The sequence below is a fragment of the Thalassolituus sp. genome, from assembly GCF_034111725.1.
GTDB lineage: Bacteria > Pseudomonadota > Gammaproteobacteria > Pseudomonadales > Oceanobacteraceae > Thalassolituus.
In genome coordinates this window covers 1-16,036 of sequence record NZ_JAWUWR010000012.1, presented here as the reverse complement: position 1 = coordinate 16,036, position 16,036 = coordinate 1, and the positions used below count along the sequence as shown (strand labels likewise).

Annotated in this window: 14 protein-coding genes; 7 read left to right on the top strand and 7 right to left on the bottom strand. The window is 49.0% G+C overall.

The window, feature by feature from the left end:
- Nucleotides 1-6: 6 nt before the first annotated feature.
- The 4 genes from rnr to hslV all read right to left on the bottom strand — a co-directional run bounded on the left by rnr (nucleotide 7) and on the right by hslV (nucleotide 5,045).
- Nucleotides 7-2,565: a ribonuclease R gene (gene rnr / locus UXZ23_RS01980; protein ID WP_320818978.1), complete on the bottom strand. Its 2,559-nt coding sequence runs from the start codon at nucleotides 2,563-2,565 to the stop codon at nucleotides 7-9.
- A gap of 83 nt (nucleotides 2,566-2,648) precedes the next feature.
- A complete protein-coding gene (locus tag UXZ23_RS01975; protein ID WP_320818977.1) occupies nucleotides 2,649-3,020 on the bottom strand; it encodes a DUF971 domain-containing protein in 372 nt (123 codons plus the stop codon).
- A 133-nt stretch (nucleotides 3,021-3,153) separates the two neighbouring features.
- Nucleotides 3,154-4,497 carry an ATP-dependent protease ATPase subunit HslU gene (gene hslU / locus UXZ23_RS01970; RefSeq protein WP_320818976.1) on the bottom strand — a complete coding sequence of 448 codons (1,344 nt, stop codon included), beginning with the start codon at nucleotides 4,495-4,497 and terminating at the stop codon, nucleotides 3,154-3,156.
- Nucleotides 4,494-5,045 (bottom strand): ATP-dependent protease subunit HslV, encoded by a 552-nt coding sequence (hslV, locus tag UXZ23_RS01965; RefSeq protein ID WP_075274316.1) that lies wholly within the window; start codon nucleotides 5,043-5,045, stop codon nucleotides 4,494-4,496. Before hslV ends, hslU begins: the two co-directional genes overlap by 4 nt.
- A 156-nt stretch (nucleotides 5,046-5,201) precedes the next feature.
- Between hslV and UXZ23_RS01960 the strand changes: the two genes are divergently transcribed.
- The 4 genes from UXZ23_RS01960 to UXZ23_RS01945 all read left to right on the top strand — a co-directional run bounded on the left by UXZ23_RS01960 (nucleotide 5,202) and on the right by UXZ23_RS01945 (nucleotide 8,825).
- Nucleotides 5,202-5,684 carry a peptidylprolyl isomerase gene (locus tag UXZ23_RS01960; RefSeq protein ID WP_320818975.1) on the top strand — a complete coding sequence of 161 codons (483 nt, stop codon included), beginning with the start codon at nucleotides 5,202-5,204 and terminating at the stop codon, nucleotides 5,682-5,684.
- A 98-nt stretch (nucleotides 5,685-5,782) separates the two neighbouring features.
- Nucleotides 5,783-6,361: an LPP20 family lipoprotein gene (locus UXZ23_RS01955; RefSeq protein WP_320818974.1), complete on the top strand. Its 579-nt coding sequence runs from the start codon at nucleotides 5,783-5,785 to the stop codon at nucleotides 6,359-6,361.
- Between the two features lie 134 nt (nucleotides 6,362-6,495).
- Nucleotides 6,496-8,013, top strand: a complete 1,518-nt coding sequence (locus UXZ23_RS01950; protein WP_320818973.1) for a hypothetical protein — start codon at nucleotides 6,496-6,498, stop codon at nucleotides 8,011-8,013.
- A gap of 164 nt (nucleotides 8,014-8,177) precedes the next feature.
- Nucleotides 8,178-8,825, top strand: a complete 648-nt coding sequence (locus UXZ23_RS01945) for an MBL fold metallo-hydrolase (RefSeq protein WP_320818972.1) — start codon at nucleotides 8,178-8,180, stop codon at nucleotides 8,823-8,825.
- Between the two features lie 22 nt (nucleotides 8,826-8,847).
- On the opposite strand, the gene UXZ23_RS01940 is transcribed toward UXZ23_RS01945, so the two are convergent.
- Together UXZ23_RS01940 and rpmE are read right to left on the bottom strand one after the other, a co-directional pair.
- The gene (locus UXZ23_RS01940) at nucleotides 8,848-9,399 is read right to left on the bottom strand and encodes a hypothetical protein (RefSeq protein WP_320818971.1); all 552 of its coding nucleotides are present in this window, start codon (nucleotides 9,397-9,399) and stop codon (nucleotides 8,848-8,850) included.
- 136 nt (nucleotides 9,400-9,535) lie between these two features.
- The gene (rpmE, locus tag UXZ23_RS01935) at nucleotides 9,536-9,745 is read right to left on the bottom strand and encodes a 50S ribosomal protein L31 (RefSeq protein WP_015488313.1); all 210 of its coding nucleotides are present in this window, start codon (nucleotides 9,743-9,745) and stop codon (nucleotides 9,536-9,538) included.
- 144 nt (nucleotides 9,746-9,889) lie between these two features.
- On the opposite strand from rpmE, the gene UXZ23_RS01930 reads away from it, so the two are divergent.
- The 3 genes from UXZ23_RS01930 to UXZ23_RS01920 all read left to right on the top strand — a co-directional run bounded on the left by UXZ23_RS01930 (nucleotide 9,890) and on the right by UXZ23_RS01920 (nucleotide 15,488).
- Nucleotides 9,890-12,097 carry a primosomal protein N' gene (locus tag UXZ23_RS01930; protein WP_320818970.1) on the top strand — a complete coding sequence of 736 codons (2,208 nt, stop codon included), beginning with the start codon at nucleotides 9,890-9,892 and terminating at the stop codon, nucleotides 12,095-12,097.
- A gap of 15 nt (nucleotides 12,098-12,112) precedes the next feature.
- Nucleotides 12,113-12,625, top strand: coding sequence for a phosphatidylglycerophosphatase A (locus tag UXZ23_RS01925; RefSeq protein ID WP_320818969.1), 513 nt, complete (start codon nucleotides 12,113-12,115; stop codon nucleotides 12,623-12,625).
- Between the two features lie 148 nt (nucleotides 12,626-12,773).
- Nucleotides 12,774-15,488, top strand: coding sequence for a kelch repeat-containing protein (locus UXZ23_RS01920; protein WP_320818968.1), 2,715 nt, complete (start codon nucleotides 12,774-12,776; stop codon nucleotides 15,486-15,488).
- A 56-nt stretch (nucleotides 15,489-15,544) separates the two neighbouring features.
- On the opposite strand, the gene UXZ23_RS01915 is transcribed toward UXZ23_RS01920, so the two are convergent.
- Nucleotides 15,545-16,036, bottom strand: a 492-nt coding sequence (locus UXZ23_RS01915; protein ID WP_320818967.1) for a zinc metallopeptidase, incomplete at its 5' end; no start/stop codon positions are given.

Here is a 16,036-nt window from a genome sequence, read left to right as displayed (position 1 = left end):
GGTGACCTATTTCTTCGCTGCTGGCTTTTTACGCGCTGGTTTCTTGGCTGCCGGCTGAGCACCTGCTGTTGGTGCTTTTTTCGCATTCAACTTTTGACGCTTGCTCGGCTTTTTCTTTTTACTTTTCGCTGCTGGCTTACCACCAACATCGGCTTTTGCAGCACCCGCTTTAGGCTTAGCGGCACCGCTGCGCGCAGGGCGCTTGCTCGGGGTTAAGGTTTCTTCTTTTCCACCCGCACTGCGGCGGCGCGGCGAACGCGCCGGCGTTGGTGCATCTAACGTCGCCTTGCCTTTATTTTCTGGCGATGTGGCTAACTCGAAATCGACTTTACGATCATCAAGATTAACGCCAACCACACGAATCCAAATACTGTCGCCGAGTCGGAAGCTACGACGCGTGCGCTCGCCAGTTAAGCGATGCTTAATCGAATCAAACTGATAGAAATCGTTGGCTAAGCTGCTGATATGAATCAGACCTTCGACGTACACGTCTTTTAGCGATACGAATAAACCAAAACCGGTTACCGCCGAAATAACCCCTTCGAATTCTTCGCCAACACGATCACGAATGTATTCGCATTTTAAGAAGTCGGTTACATCGCGAGTCGCGTCATCCGCACGACGCTCAGTCATGGAGCACTGCTCACCAAACTGCACCATGGCCGCGAAATCGTACGGGTAAATATCTTTTGCCGCGATGGGCTTAGCACCGTCAACGCGACGCACATGATTACACTCACGCTCACTGCGAATCATACTGCGAATACCGCGATGAACCAAGAGATCGGGGTAACGACGAATCGGCGAGGTAAAGTGGGTATAGGCTTTATACGCTAAACCAAAGTGGCCTTCGTTTTCTGGGCTGTATACCGCTTGGCTAAGCGAGCGCAATAAAACCGTCTGAATTAAATGTGAATCAGGACGGTTTTGAATTTGCTGCAACAAGGCCTGATAATCTTTTGGCGACGGGTCTTTGCCATGATTCATGCTCAAACCCATTTCACCTAAAAACTGTGCGAGGTTTTCCAGTTTTTCGGCGCCGGGTCCAGCATGCACTCGGTATAACGCAGGAATTTCGTAACGCTGGAAGAAGTCTGCCGAACACACGTTAGCAGCGAGCATGCACTCTTCAATCAGCATGTGAGCATCGTTACGAGTGGTCGGTACGATTTCTTGGATTTTGCGCTCAGCATCAAACACAATGCGGGTTTCGACCGAATCAAAATCCATCGCGCCGCGAATTTCACGTTGCTCGCGTAAAATTTTAAATAGGCAATAAAGCTCTTCTACATGAGGGACGACCGAATAGAATTGCTGACGCAATTGCAACTGAGTTTCAACGTCGTCATCTTCACCAAGTGGTTTTAAGATGTCCCATACTTTGTTGTAGGTCAGACGCGCATGGGAGTGGATAACCCCTTCCATGAACTTATAACCAGAAATACGACCCCCTTTTGAGATCGTCATTTCACACACCATGACCAAACGATCGACCTGCGGATTTAACGAGCATAATCCGTTGGATAATTTCTCTGGCAACATAGGCACAACAAAGCCGGGGAAATACACGGAATTGCCGCGGTTGTGTGCTTCTTTGTCTAGGGGCGACCGAACACCAACATAATGTGAAACATCGGCAATGGCGACGTATAAGCGCCAGCCGCCGGTGCTTTTGTTTTTCTCACAATAGACAGCGTCATCAAAATCGCGGGCGTCTTCACCGTCGATGGTAACAAACGGCAAATCGCGTAAATCAATACGGCGCGCTTTATCGCCCTCTTGAACTTCGGCTGGAATGCCTTCTGCCTGAGCCAGAACATCCGCTGGCCAATCGTGAGGAATATTATGACTGCGAATCGCCACGTCGATTTCCATTCCAGGAGCCAAGTGCTCACCCAAAACTTCAACCACCTCGCCCATCGGCAACCCTTTTGCGGAAGGCTGACGAGTAATCTGCACCACCACAAACTGGCCATGTTCGGCACCATTACGACAATCCGACGGTACTAATACTTCTTGCGACACACGTTTGTTATCAGGCTGCACTGTGCCAACACCCGATTCTTCAAAATAACGACCCACTATTTGTTGGGTATTTTGTTCTAGCACTTCAACGATACGTCCTTCTGGGCGACCACGACGGTCTAAACCCATAATCTGTACGGTGACCTTGTCGCCATGAAACACACGACGCATCTGGCTATTCGATAAATACACATCATCGGCACCATCGCGCAATACAAAACCAAAGCCGTCACGATGCCCATGCACTGTGCCTTTAACCAGGTCGACTTTTTTCATTGGCATGTATTGGTTGCGGCGATTACTGATCATTTGACCATCGCGACACATGGCGATTAGACGACGGCGCAAGGCTTCGATGCGATCTTCGTCGGTTTCTTGCAGAGCCGCACAGACATCGCTGTGCGTCATTGGACTGCCATTTTGCTCAATTAAGGCAAGTAAAGCATCGCGGCTGGGAACTGGATTTTCGTATTTTTCTGCCTCAAGCGCAGCATTCGGATCGTGAATTGGGCTTTGCTTAGTTTTTTGGGAATCCGTCAAGTTACGGCTCCTATCTGATAGTTACACTGAGTATACCGGATAGATGACCATCCGACGCATGCAATTGGCGTCGGCCTTCCGGCTCATAGCGCTTTAAAATTGATCTGCTGCGCTTCGCGGCTTTTACCCGCGTCATTTAAGCGTTGCAGGTAGGTATCCCACAGCGTTTGCTGATTGTCACACAAGTGCTTTAGATACACCCAATCGTACAGGCCAGAATCATGGCCGTCATCAAATACTAATTTAAGGGCGTAATTGCCCGCTGGGTCAATGCGAACAAGGTTCACGTCCTTTTTACCAAATTGCAGCACATCATTGCCTACACCATGACCACGCACTTCCGCAGACGGCGACTGAACTCGCAGGAATTCATAAGGTAATTGAAAGCTCTCATCACCGTAAGTGAGTTCTAAACACCGACTGGCTTTTCTTACTTTGATACCGGTTGGGATCATGATTCACCTTCTTTTTAACCATCAGGATTCTACCCTGTTGCTAATACGATTTACGACGATAAGAGCGATTTTCTTAAGCCAATGTTAACGCATGGCTGCAACAAAAAACCCGCCGCAGCGGGTTTTTATGCGCTCACAAAATAAACTGACTAAGGTCTTGGTCTTTCGCCAAGGCACCAAGTTTATCTTCCACATAAGCAGCATCAACATTGACGGCTTCGGTTAAGTCCGTTGCATCAAAAGACACACTTTCTAACAGCCGCTCCATCAGCGTGTGCAAACGACGCGCGCCGATATTTTCGGTGCTTTCATTAACGTCATAAGCGATCTGTGCCAAACGAGCGACCGCATCAGCGGTAAAATCAATATCCACGCCTTCGGTTTTCATCAAAGCTTTGTACTGCACGGTTAGCGAAGCATTCGGCTCGGTGAGAATGCGTTCAAAATCGTTGGGTGTCAGCGCTTTTAATTCTACGCGAATTGGCAAACGACCTTGCAGCTCAGGAATCAAATCCGATGGCTTAGCCAAGTGGAAAGCACCCGACGCCACAAACAAAATATGATCTGTTTTGATCATGCCGTATTTAGTGCTTACGGTGCAGCCTTCGATCAATGGCAATAAATCGCGCTGCACGCCCTCGCGCGATACATCGCCACCCGTGCCGCTTTCACCACGCTTAGCCACCTTGTCGATTTCGTCGATAAAAACGATACCGTTTTGTTCCACCAGCTCAACTGCTCGAGCTTTTAGCTCGTCCATATTCAGCAACTTGGCGGCTTCTTCATCGCGCATTTGCTTAAGCGCGTCTTTAATTTTGAGCTTACGCTTGGTCTTTTTGTCGCCGCCCATGTTCGAGAACATGCTTTGCAACTGATTGGTCATCTCTTCCATGCCCGGCGGTGCCATGATTTCAACACCAACAGACGCTTGCGCCAGCGACACTTCAATTTCTTTATCGTCGAGATCGCCTTCACGCAGTTTTTTGCGGAAGATCTGACGCGTCGAGCTGTCTTCTACTTTTGGTTCTTCGGTCGTATCCCAACTGGTGGTATTGCTACGCGCAGGCGGCAACAAAGCATCTAATACGCGTTCTTCGGCCAACTCACCGGCACGGGTGCTGACCTTTTTCATTTCTTGCTCGCGCAGCAGCTTTACGCCGGTTTCAACCAAGTCGCGAATGATCGATTCAACGTCTTTACCAACATAACCGACTTCTGTGAACTTGGTCGCTTCTACTTTAATAAAGGGCGCATTAGCGAGTTTGGCCAAACGCCGCGCAATTTCGGTTTTACCGACACCGGTTGGGCCTATCATCAAAATATTCTTTGGCGTTACTTCTTCGCGCAGCCCAGGCTCAAGCTGCATACGACGCCAGCGGTTGCGCAGTGCAATCGCCACCGCACGCTTAGCATCGTGCTGGCCAATAATATGCTGGTCTAACTCGTGCACGATTTCGCGAGGTGTCATCTGGCTCATGCGTTTTCCCCCGCCGTTAGCGCGTCTGAATTCAATGTTTCTATCGTCAGATTGCCATTAGTGAATACACAAATATCACCGGCAATTTTTAAGCTTTTCTCAACAATGTCTTTTGCGCTTAGCTCAGTATTGTCGAGTAAGGCACGTGCTGCAGATAAGGCATAGTTGCCGCCGGAGCCAACACCAATCAAATCATCTTCCGGCTGCAGTACATCACCGTTACCGGTGATGATTAAGCTCGCGGTGTGATCCGCGACGGCTAAAATCGCTTCAAGTTTGCGCAAAGCGCGATCCGAGCGCCACTCTTTAGCGAGTTCAACGGCAGCGCGAGTCAATTGTCCGTTGTGCTTTTGCAATTGACCTTCAAATTTTTCGAATAGGGTAAAGGCGTCCGCGGTACTACCAGCAAAACCGGCGAGCACTTGTCCGTTATAAAGGCGGCGAACCTTTCGCGCATTGGCTTTCATCACGGTGTTGCCTAAAGAAACTTGGCCATCACCACCGATGACGACTTCATTGCCGCGTCGTACGGATACAATTGTTGTCATGTAAATCTATCCTAACTGTGTCTAGAACTTCGAATATGGGGGTGTTTAATGGCATATCAAGGGTTGAAAACTGCCGTACCTTGCCAAAGACCGAACGGCGCTAGATACTGCCGCCCTTTCTGATGTTATTTACTCTTTCGATGTAGGAGTTTGCTCATGCAAATCGCCAAAAATTCTGTTGTTCAGCTGCATTACGTTCTGTCTGATGAGCAAGGCCAAACGATAGAACGCACCCCTAGCGATCAGCCAATTGCCTATCTGCAAGGCCACAACAATATGATTCCTGGCTTCGAGAAGGCAATGGAAGGCAAACAAGCGGGCGATAAACTCAGTGTCGCCGTTACGCCTGAAGAAGGTTATGGCCAACGTATTGAAGGTTCCGTTCAGCGCGTGCCAGTAAAACACTTACAGGGGGCTAAAGTCTGGAAAAAGGGCATGATTGGCTTCGTGCAAACCGAACAAGGCGAACGCCAAGTCACTGTCGTTAAAGTAGGTCGATTCATGGTTGATGTTGATACCAATCACCCGTTAGCCGGCAAGACCCTTAATTTTGATGTTGAAATTGTTAGCGTACGTGCGGCCACTCAAGACGAGATTTCTCATCGTCACGCGCATGGTGACGGCGGTCACCATCACTAATCATTAACCCAAATGCCTGCGGGTAGGCGGTGGTATTTTTAAAATCCATCCGCTATGCTCGGAGAAATTATTTACTGCAAGATTGAAGGAGAGTCAGGATGAACATCCGTAATCTTTTCGCTGCTGCCGCGGCTACTTTGTTAGTTGCTTGCTCGTCGAATCAACCTGTACCGCAAGAAGCTGTTAGTTGTGCATTTGCTGATGGCTCTGGCCAAGCAGCGCCCGAGTGGGTTTGTGGCGCTCCAGTAGAAGGCTTAGATCTATCTGCTGTTGGCTATTCTGACAAATCCGCAGCAGGCCCGAACTTCATGAAGCAAATGGCCGCCACGGCAGCACGTGTTGAACTTGCACAAACGATGCAAGTAGAAATTGAAAACATGATCAAGCAGTATGCTGAAACCACAGGTGCTGGCGATGCAGAAACGGTTGATCGTGTGAATACCTCTGTGACCAAGCAAATTACTAAGCAAACCTTAGTCGGCTCTAAGATCTTCCGCCAAATGCCAACCCCAACCGGTGGCATGGTAGTTTTGGTAGGCTTAGATGCAGATACAGTGAACCAATTAGCTGAACAGGCAATCAAAACATCAATGAATAACGAAAAAGCATTGTGGCAGAAATTCCAAGCGGAAAAATCTTTCGATGAATTAGCAGCAGAAATCGCTAAACGTAAGTAATCCGTCGTTCGTATCAAAGCCGGTGCTGGATTATTCCTCACCGGCTTTTTTTATGATTGTTAGATACTATGGGCACCAAGCGCGCTATCACACAATAAGAATTTTGCAGACAACGACACTTTTGGGGCAAAGCCATGCTGACGCTAAAAAACATAGGTATTTCATTGGCGGTAACGAGTCTTTGTAGCCTCACAACGCTATCCAGCTACGCCAACACTCCATCCAATCCGCGCTCTGCTGCGGATGAATTTGCCCAGTGGCGGCAACAAACAAAAGAAACGTTTCAGCAGTACCTCGATGAAAATGACCGTGCTTTTATTGGCTTTTTAAAGGAAAGCTGGGACCCCGTTGAGCTGAAACGCCCTGAACAACAAAACACGGAACCTAAACCCGTTGAGCTGCCAAAAGCACCTTTAATAAAAGTGCCTAAGGTAAAAGAGCCGATTGCAAACAAACCCATTATTGATAGCCAACCACAAGCTACTCCTACTCCGCCGCTACCGGTTTCAACACCCCAAATAGAAATCACGCCCTTAGCACCGAGCCAGCAACCCAGTGCTGAGTTCAACTTTTATGGCTATGCCGTCGAAGTGCCGTACGATAACAAACTAATTAAGCCCGCTAAAGGCAGCCCTAATAGCGACATGATCGCGAATCAATGGCAAAGCATGGCGCTGAGTAATTTTCAGCCCACGGTCGAACGCTTACAGCAAATTCAACACGAATTACAGCTAAGCGATTGGGCCATGTTGCAACTCACTGCGGCGTTTTCAGGAACGTTATATCCGCGTGATGATAATAGCCGCTCCTTATTAAGTTGGTTCTTGCTGGTTAAATCGGGATACGACGCCCGGGTTGCATTTAACAATTCCATTTTATTGTTAATGCCAGCAGACGAGCCGGTATTTGGCGTCACTTACTTCACCTTAAACGATAAGCGTTATTACACATTAAATAACGCATTAAAGAGTCCGGATAAACGTCCGTCGTCAAACTCTCAAGCCTATACTTATCAAGGGCAATACGATGCAGCGCGCACGCAAATGCGCTTTATCCCTGCGGATGGATTCATGGCCAGCGGCGAATCTAAAGTACGTCAGTTAACATTCACTGATGCCGGGCAAGAATGGCATGTCGACATTCCTTACAACGACGCACAAATAGCCTACTTAAACAGCTTGCCGCAGCTACCCTTGCGTCGTTACTTTCGCGCAGGACTGCCCACTAACGCAAAAGATGCTTTACTTACGCAACTGCGGCCGATGATTAACGGTCAAAGTGAAGTAGTTGCCGTTAATCGCTTACTGCGATTTGTACAAACCGCATTTGCGTATCAAACCGATGAGCAGCAATTTCATTACGAAAATTATTTATTTCCATTGGAAACCTTGTACTACCCCTACTCCGACTGTGAAGATCGTGCAGCACTGTTCGCGTGGTTAACCGAAACACTATTAAATTTGGATGTCGTGATTTTGGATTATCCTGGGCACGTAGCCACAGCAGTGGCCTTCACCGAACCGGCTGTGGGCAGCTCTATCAACTTTGGCGGAAAGCATTACACCATTGCTGACCCAACCTATATCAATGCCCTTGCGGGTATGAGCATGCCGCAATACGAGCAGGTACAACCTAAAGTCGAAGCGTTTTGAATCAAACTTGCAATAAACGGGCACCGATATTGAGAATGACTCGCGGTTGCCCGCTTTGTCGTAAGGGTTGGCCTGTACGACAACACTAGTCCTTTTCTAGAAGGCGCTAGCGCGCTACTCTTGCGCCTCATCTTTAGCTCATGATTGTTGTAGAAAGGTTTATCATGTCTCTTGTTATCGCCGTAGTTCCCGTTACTGCCTTTGCGCAAAACTGCACCATTATTATGTGTAAAAACACTCTTGAAGCCGCGATTATTGATCCCGGTGGCGATATCGATCGTGTTATTGAACAGCTTGATTCGATGGGGGCAAAACCCACTAAAATTTTACTGACTCACGCTCACATCGATCACGCTGGCGGCACCGCCGAGCTAGCCAAGCAGCTCCATCTACCGATTGTAGGTCCGCATAAAGATGATGATTTTTGGATCCAAGCGTTACCGCAGCAATCGGCCATGTTTGGTTTTCCAGCCGTTGAGAAATTCACACCAACGCAATGGCTAAACGATGGCGATAAGGTACAGGTTGGCGAAGTGGAATTGGATGTGATTCATTGTCCGGGGCATACGCCTGGGCATGTGGTGTTTTACAGCAAAGAGAATCAATTCGCACAAGTTGGTGATGTGATTTTTAACGGGTCAATTGGCCGCACCGACTTCCCGAAAGGTAACCACCAGCAGTTGCTCGAGTCCATTCGCACAAAACTATTTCCTCTGGGCGATAACGTCGAATTTGTTTGCGGTCACGGCCCTAACTCAACCTTTGGCAATGAGCGTTTGCACAACCCATTTGTATCCGATCATCGCGGCTAAACTCGATTGATAGCGACTTCTTTTATGGTTTCGAGGCAGTCGCAGCTTGCCCAGGAATAGCTTGCGGGATTAGCAACGCATTGGTTTGCAGAGCAGCAAGTTGCTTACTCCGCGCCACACTCTGAGCGATCGCAGCATTCATTTGCTCATCGTACATATCTAGCCATGTACGCGAACCTGGCAGCATACGAGCAAGATCACGCATCCCTTGCTTTAATGCTGTTAGGTGCAATTGATAACTCTGCTCTTGATCCAACAACACACTTTTGAAAGCAGTAGCACTGCTGCTATCCAATATTTGCTTCGCTTGGCTAAAGCTTTCTGCAGACTCTGTCGCTTGCTTACGTAACAAATCAACTTCTTCTTGCAACTGAGTCAAGGCACGCTTATCGACGTACTCAACGTCAGGCTGCAACAAACTAACAATGCCTAGAGTTGAAGCCGTAGAAAGACCAACAATAGCGAGGATAGCCAGCACAAATACGATCTTACGATTGAGGGACACCGAGTCCTCCAACGCCGCAATCCGCTGAACTTCGGTGAGTTCAACCTCTTCTTCTTCGCTTTTTGCCATAACTGATGCTCACGTTAAATCATTACAGTCTAAGCGTAGCAGAATATGGAACATTCGAAATTTAATAGCTGAAAGCCTAATCGCCAGACATAAAAAAACCCGCACAAGGCGGGTTTCTTCATTCGCTTTGGGGCTATTACTTCTTGAAGCCACCGAAACGCTTCTGGAACTTGTCGATACGACCACCAGTGTCCAGAACTTTCTGCTTACCAGTGTAGAACGGGTGACAAGCAGAACATACGTCCAAGTACATAGTACCAGGCTTAGTTGAACGGGTTTTAACCACGTTACCACAAGAACAAGTTGCTTCTAGAGCAGCGTATTCTGGATGAATACCTTCTTTCATAGGACACCTCATGTCTTCACGCCGCCACCTGCCGACTGTCGCCAAGCACCGCGTTACTAGCTAATGATTTAAATACAAGTTGCCCTTGCAAGGGCAATAAGGACGCGCATAATACCAGAGCCGACCTAAGCAGCAAGTCTTTTCATGTCCTTTTTTGTAGTCGAGATCGCCCTACCCGTCCCATTGCACCGCACGTTCGACTATTTACCGGTGCAAAACGACGCGCAAAAACACTACCTTCCGGGCCAACGTGTGCGGGCTGAATTCGGCCGACAATTGCTCACTGGTATCGTTGTTGGGTGTAAAAGCAGCACGGAAGTTCCGCAGAATAAATTACGAGCCCTACTCGAACGTTGTGATGACGCACCCTTAATCAATGAGCACAGCTTAGCCTTGTGTCGCTGGTTAGCCGATTACTACCACCACAGCTTAGGCGAAGTGCTGGAGCACATGCTGCCGGTAATGCTACGCCGTGGCTGCGCGCTTAGCGAAGCCAACGAACGCATTTGGCGCCGTGTCGCCAGTGTTGACGCCAATCCCAAACTGCGTGGTGATAAGCAAATTGCCTTATGGGCAAAGTTTCAGCACAGCGAATGCTGGGCTCATGCCGATATGACGGCAGCAGGCTTCACCCTTGTGCAACTTAAGCGTCTGGCTGAGCTTGAGCTGATTGTTGAAGAGGAAGCCCTACCGCTACCGAATATTCCAACCGTTGATCCGGTATTTCATACCTTAAATACTGAACAGCAAGCCGCACTGCATGCGATTCAGCCTTACTTAGGTCGTTTTAAAGCCTGCTTACTGGAAGGCGTTACCGGTTCTGGCAAAACCGAAGTCTATCTACGTTTAATCAATCAGGTATTAAGTACGGGCCAACAAGCCTTGGTGTTAGTGCCAGAAATTGGCCTTACCCCACAAACGGTTCAGCGCTTTCAAGAACGCTTTAATGTCCCCGTTGCTCTATTGCACAGTGGTTTGAATGATCGTGAACGCCTACAAGGTTGGCGTCAGGTTAGCGAAGGCAAAGCACGCATTCTTATCGGAACACGCTCCGCAGTGTTTACCCCCATGCCCGAACTTGGTCTGATTATTTTGGACGAAGAACACGATGGTTCGTTTAAGCAGCAAGATGGCTTGCGCTATTCCGCTCGCGACTTCGCCTTAGTGCGTGCGCATCAAAGCCAAGTGCCCATCGTGCTGGGCTCAGCAACACCATCATTAGAGACGCTGCACAATGCGCTGACGGGTCGCTATTTACACTTAAAACTGACCCAACGTGCCGGTAAAGCCAAACCGCCGCAAATGAAGCTACACAGTATATTGCATCAGCCACTGACGGCAGGGTTTGCCCAACCCGTGTTGGCGGCAATGCAAAAACACTTAGAAAATAATAAGCAGGTGCTGGTGTTTATTAACCGTCGCGGTTTTGCCCCCTTGCTCGCGTGTCGTGATTGCGGCTGGATGGCTGAGTGTCGGCGCTGCGATGCGCGCTTAACCCTGCACCAGTATCCACCGCACTTGCATTGCCATCATTGCGATTTTCAACAAGGTATTCCGGCGCATTGCCCGCAGTGCCAAAGCAGCAAAGTCGAAGCGGTCGGGCAAGGCACCGAGCGTATTGAAGAGCAGCTTGCACAGCTATTTCCGCAACGCCCAATTCGCCGTGTTGATCGTGATACGGTGCGCAATAAACAGGCATTCGACGAGCTATTTAATGAGATTCACACCGGTGGCTCGTGCATTTTGGTCGGCACACAGATGCTGGCCAAAGGACATCATTTCCCAGATGTAACTTTGGTGGTGATTCTCGATAGCGATGCTGGACTGTTCAGTGCCGATTTTCGTGGCATGGAGCACAGCGCGCAATTGATTGAACAAGTATCGGGGCGTGCTGGGCGGGCCGATAGCCCCGGGCAAGTGTGGATTCAAACCTTGTACGCCGATCACCCGCAACTCAATCTGCTGATTGATAGTGGCTATCATGCATTAGCCCTCTCCATGCTGCAGGAACGCCAGTTACAGCAGCTGCCACCCTATACTCACATGGCGTTGCTGCGCAGCGAGTGTGAAGATCGCATTCAAGCGCAACAGTTACTGCAACATGCACGTGCTTTTATTCAAGATTGGCTGCGCCAGCATGCCCATAATGATGCACCGGTCACGCTACTCGGGCCATTTCCTGCGATTATGGAACGTAGAGCTGGACGCTTTCGCTACCAACTACAATTGTTCTGCCCAGGGCGCGTTCCCCTGCATCAAACCTTAGAAGCCCTCGTACAGTATTTGCAGCAGCTGAAAGGCTTTGGCAAAGTACGTTGGAATTTAGACGTTGATCCACTCGATACGATATAAACACAAGGCATTTTTATGCCCGCTAATAAAGAGAGAAATCCTGTGACGCCACCAAATATGAAGAACCCGATTCATCTGCTCGCCTTTGGTCTTGGCTCAGGGTTAGCAAAAAAAGCACCGGGCACCTTCGGTACTCTCGCTGCCGTGCCGGTTTGGTGGCTGTTTTTAGATGGCGCGCCGCTATCGGCTTATTTAGGGGTTCTTATTGCAGGGTTTGCTCTTGGCGTTGTCATTTGTGAAATCACCTCGCGCGATATGGGCGTGCACGATCACGGCGGTATTGTGTGGGATGAATGGATCGGCGTTTGGTTAACTCTGTTATGGCTGCCGAGCTCAGACAGCGCCTTGGCTAACCTAGGTTGGTTAGCGTATGGCGTCGCCTTGTTCCGCTTCTTCGACATTCTGAAACCTTGGCCGATTAAATGGCTGGATCAAAAAGTACATGGCGGCTTTGGCATTATGATTGATGACGTATTAGCGGGTGTATTTGCGCTGATCATTGTTCAATTAACCGCTCTAATGATCTAGTTTTAACGCGCCACTTGTAATATTTGTCACTCCACATTGGTTGTTTAGCAACCAAATAGTTCTGAAAACTGACATTTTAGATAGAATTCCCAATCACACGCCGCCTCAGTAGTTATCGACACGCGACGCGAATGAGAGGGAATTCTCTATGCAATTTAGTCGTCAAGTAACTGTTGTCTTAATCCATATTTTGCTTTTTGGAATAATACAAAACCACGCATCAGCAGTGGAAACGATCAATAAAGATTTTGAAGTCAAAGCCTTGATCGGAACGTCACTCACCGATGTAAACTTTACCGCGCCAGCAGAAGGTATTGAGTTTTATCACAGTACCGATAGGAATTGCGATCTCAGTAATTACGCTACCTGTGCAACCTTAGATATTATAAGCAATACCACCGTCACTGATAACAAAGCGACCCTGAGTCGCACCGGCTATTACACCTTCAAAGAAGGAAGCGCTGAACGCAAGATTGAGGTCTCGTCGAAACATTTTTCCAATCGCTACAACCATCAAACCGTTAAATTCCTCGACCGTCTCTGGCTCATTGGCGGCTTGGCTGGCATTGGAAAGAATGACGTATGGTCATCGGCTGACGGGATTAATTGGGTTATCGCTAAATCCGAAGCTGCATTTTCTCCGCGACACGGCCATCAGGTCGTCGTACATGATGACAAACTTTGGCTTATCGGCGGTAAAGACGACGAACGTAAAAATGACGTCTGGTCTTCGGTCGATGGTAAAACTTGGGTATTAGCAACCAGCGCTGCGGCATTTTCACCACGCCGCGGCCATCAAGTCGTGTCATTTAACAACAAAATGTGGCTCATTGGTGGCTACGATGGCGCAGCTCAACACGATGTTTGGTCTTCTGAAGATGGCATTGAATGGACTGAAGTAAGCCCTACCGAGGGTGCTAGTTTCTCTGCACGCTACAATCATAGGGTAGCCGCATTCAACGATCAGCTCTGGTTAGTGGGTGGCTTCAATGACGGCTCAGGTCGAGTCAACGACGTTTGGTCATCGGCTGACGGCATTGCTTGGAGTGAAGTAACCGCAAGCGCCGATTTTACTGCGCGGGAATCTCATCAATTAACCAACTTTGATGACAAGCTTTGGGTCATTGGCGGCAGCGGCACAGACTCTTTACTCAACGATGTCTGGTCATCTGCCGACGGTGAAACTTGGACAGAAGAAACATCGGCCGCAGGGTTTTCACCACGCTATGGCCATCAAATCACTGGATTTAACGGCAAGCTCTGGCTCGTTGCTGGAGACAACGACGGTGCGATTAACGACGTTTGGTCATCCTCTGATGGTCAGCTCTGGTCGCAAGAAAGTAGCGCCGCCGCCTTTTCGGGACGATATAGCCATCAAGTCGTAGAATTCAACAATAAGCTTTGGCTTGTTGGTGGTTTTGACGACTATCCAAAAAATGACGTCTGGTCGTCCGTCGATGGATACTCTTGGATACAAGCAACGCCCCACGCCGAGTTTTCTCCGCGCCAAGGACATCAAGTCGTCGCCTACGCCAACAAGTTATGGATCATCGGCGGCATGGAAAACTCTGAAGATGAAAAACTGAACGATGTCTGGTCGTCAGAAGACGGCGTAACTTGGACACAGGTGACCGCTGCCGCCGCATTCTCAGCGCGCGTATATCACCAAGTGATCGTATTTGAAGATCAACTATGGCTCATCGCAGGCTCTGCCGAAGGATTTAAAACTGATGTCTGGACGTCAACTGATGGGGCCACTTGGACACGGCAAACCGCTGAAGCGGGCTTTACCGCCCGTTACCACCACCAAGTTGTTCTGTTTCATGACAAGCTTTGGGCGATTGCTGGCCATGCGGGCCCAGTACAAAGTGACGTCTGGTCGTCGACCGATGGCACCACTTGGGTCGAGGAAACGGCCGCGGCCGAATTCCCTGCGCGCGAAGCCCATCAGGTGGTGGTGTTCAACGATAAGCTTTGGCTCATTGGTGGCTATGGCACGAGCGGTATAACCGACGATGCCTGGTCATCCGACAACGGCGTAAGCTGGACTCAAGTCAACACTACCTCAGGAGTCACTTTACGCAAAAACCATCAAACGGTGGTATTTAACAATTCACTCATGGTCATCGGCGGGTTCGCATCAGGACTCAAAAACGATGTATGGGTTAGCGCCGATGGCAGCAACTGGAAGATGCCATATCATATGGCCGTCGATTTTGAGGTGACTTACTATCAAGTCAGTGTCACTGAATCAGCGAATGGTACAGTAACACCCACCAGCCAAACGGTAGCAAGTGGCGACAATATCGTATTGACCATCACACCAAATAATCACTATCGCCTTAACAGCATTAGCGGCTGTGGTGGGAGCATACTCAATCCCATGGCCAGCACTTACTATACGGTTAACGGCGTAACCAGCGATTGCAGCATAAGCGCCGTATTCGACGCCATCATGATGACAGTTGGGTCTACTACCATAGGCAATGGCAGTCTCGAACCAGCATCAATGGATTTAATTGAAGGTAGTTCGGCAAGCATGCGCGTTATTCCGGGAGATCGCCAAGAGCTGGCCAGCATATCGGGCTGTAACGGCACACTGGATGGTGATACCTATGTGCTTAGTAATCTTACCGAAAGCTGCAATATCACTGCGGAATTCCGCGCTAAAGCGCGCACACCAACACCAGCCGTGAAAGACGATACAGTGGATGAAAGCCCTGTCGTACCTAGCGAGCCTGTTACCGCGGAAGAAGTCGCGACACCATCACAACGTAAAGGTGGCGCGATGTCGATATTCATTCTGCTAACTCTGCTATCTCTATTCTTGCAGCGCAGCAGAATCAAACACACGGTTCGATAGAACTAAAATAGGTAGAAGTCAGCGGGGGGGATATGCCCCCCTTTCTTATACGAGAATCAGCGTCTCAAGACCCTAAGCCAAGCGCCCACGCTCAGTAAACTGATCAGGGAACCTGCCACGTATGTCATGGCTGCGGCTAATAAAATATGCCTTGCGTCTTTCATATCCTCGTCGCTTAGATAATCACCGCTTTTCAAAATTGGAAGTGCTTTACCAAAGCTGGCATCCCATTCCACTGGCAAAGTCACTAAGCTAACTAACGTGCTAATCAACATGGAACCAACCGCGGCAATCAGCGCCCAACGCGAAATCGCAGGATTCCAAACAGCCAACAAGGGCACAGCGATAAGCGCCGCCGGAGCAATTTTCTGCAGTAGGTAACTAAATACTGCTAGCCCTGAACGCAATTTAAACGAAGCCTCACCGCGTTTATCCTGCAAGGCATGACCAACTTCATGCGCAGCAACCACAACCGCAGTTAAGCTACGACCTTCCAGTTTGTCTTTCGTCAACCTTACCGTTTTGCTGCTAGGGTCGTAGTGGTCTCC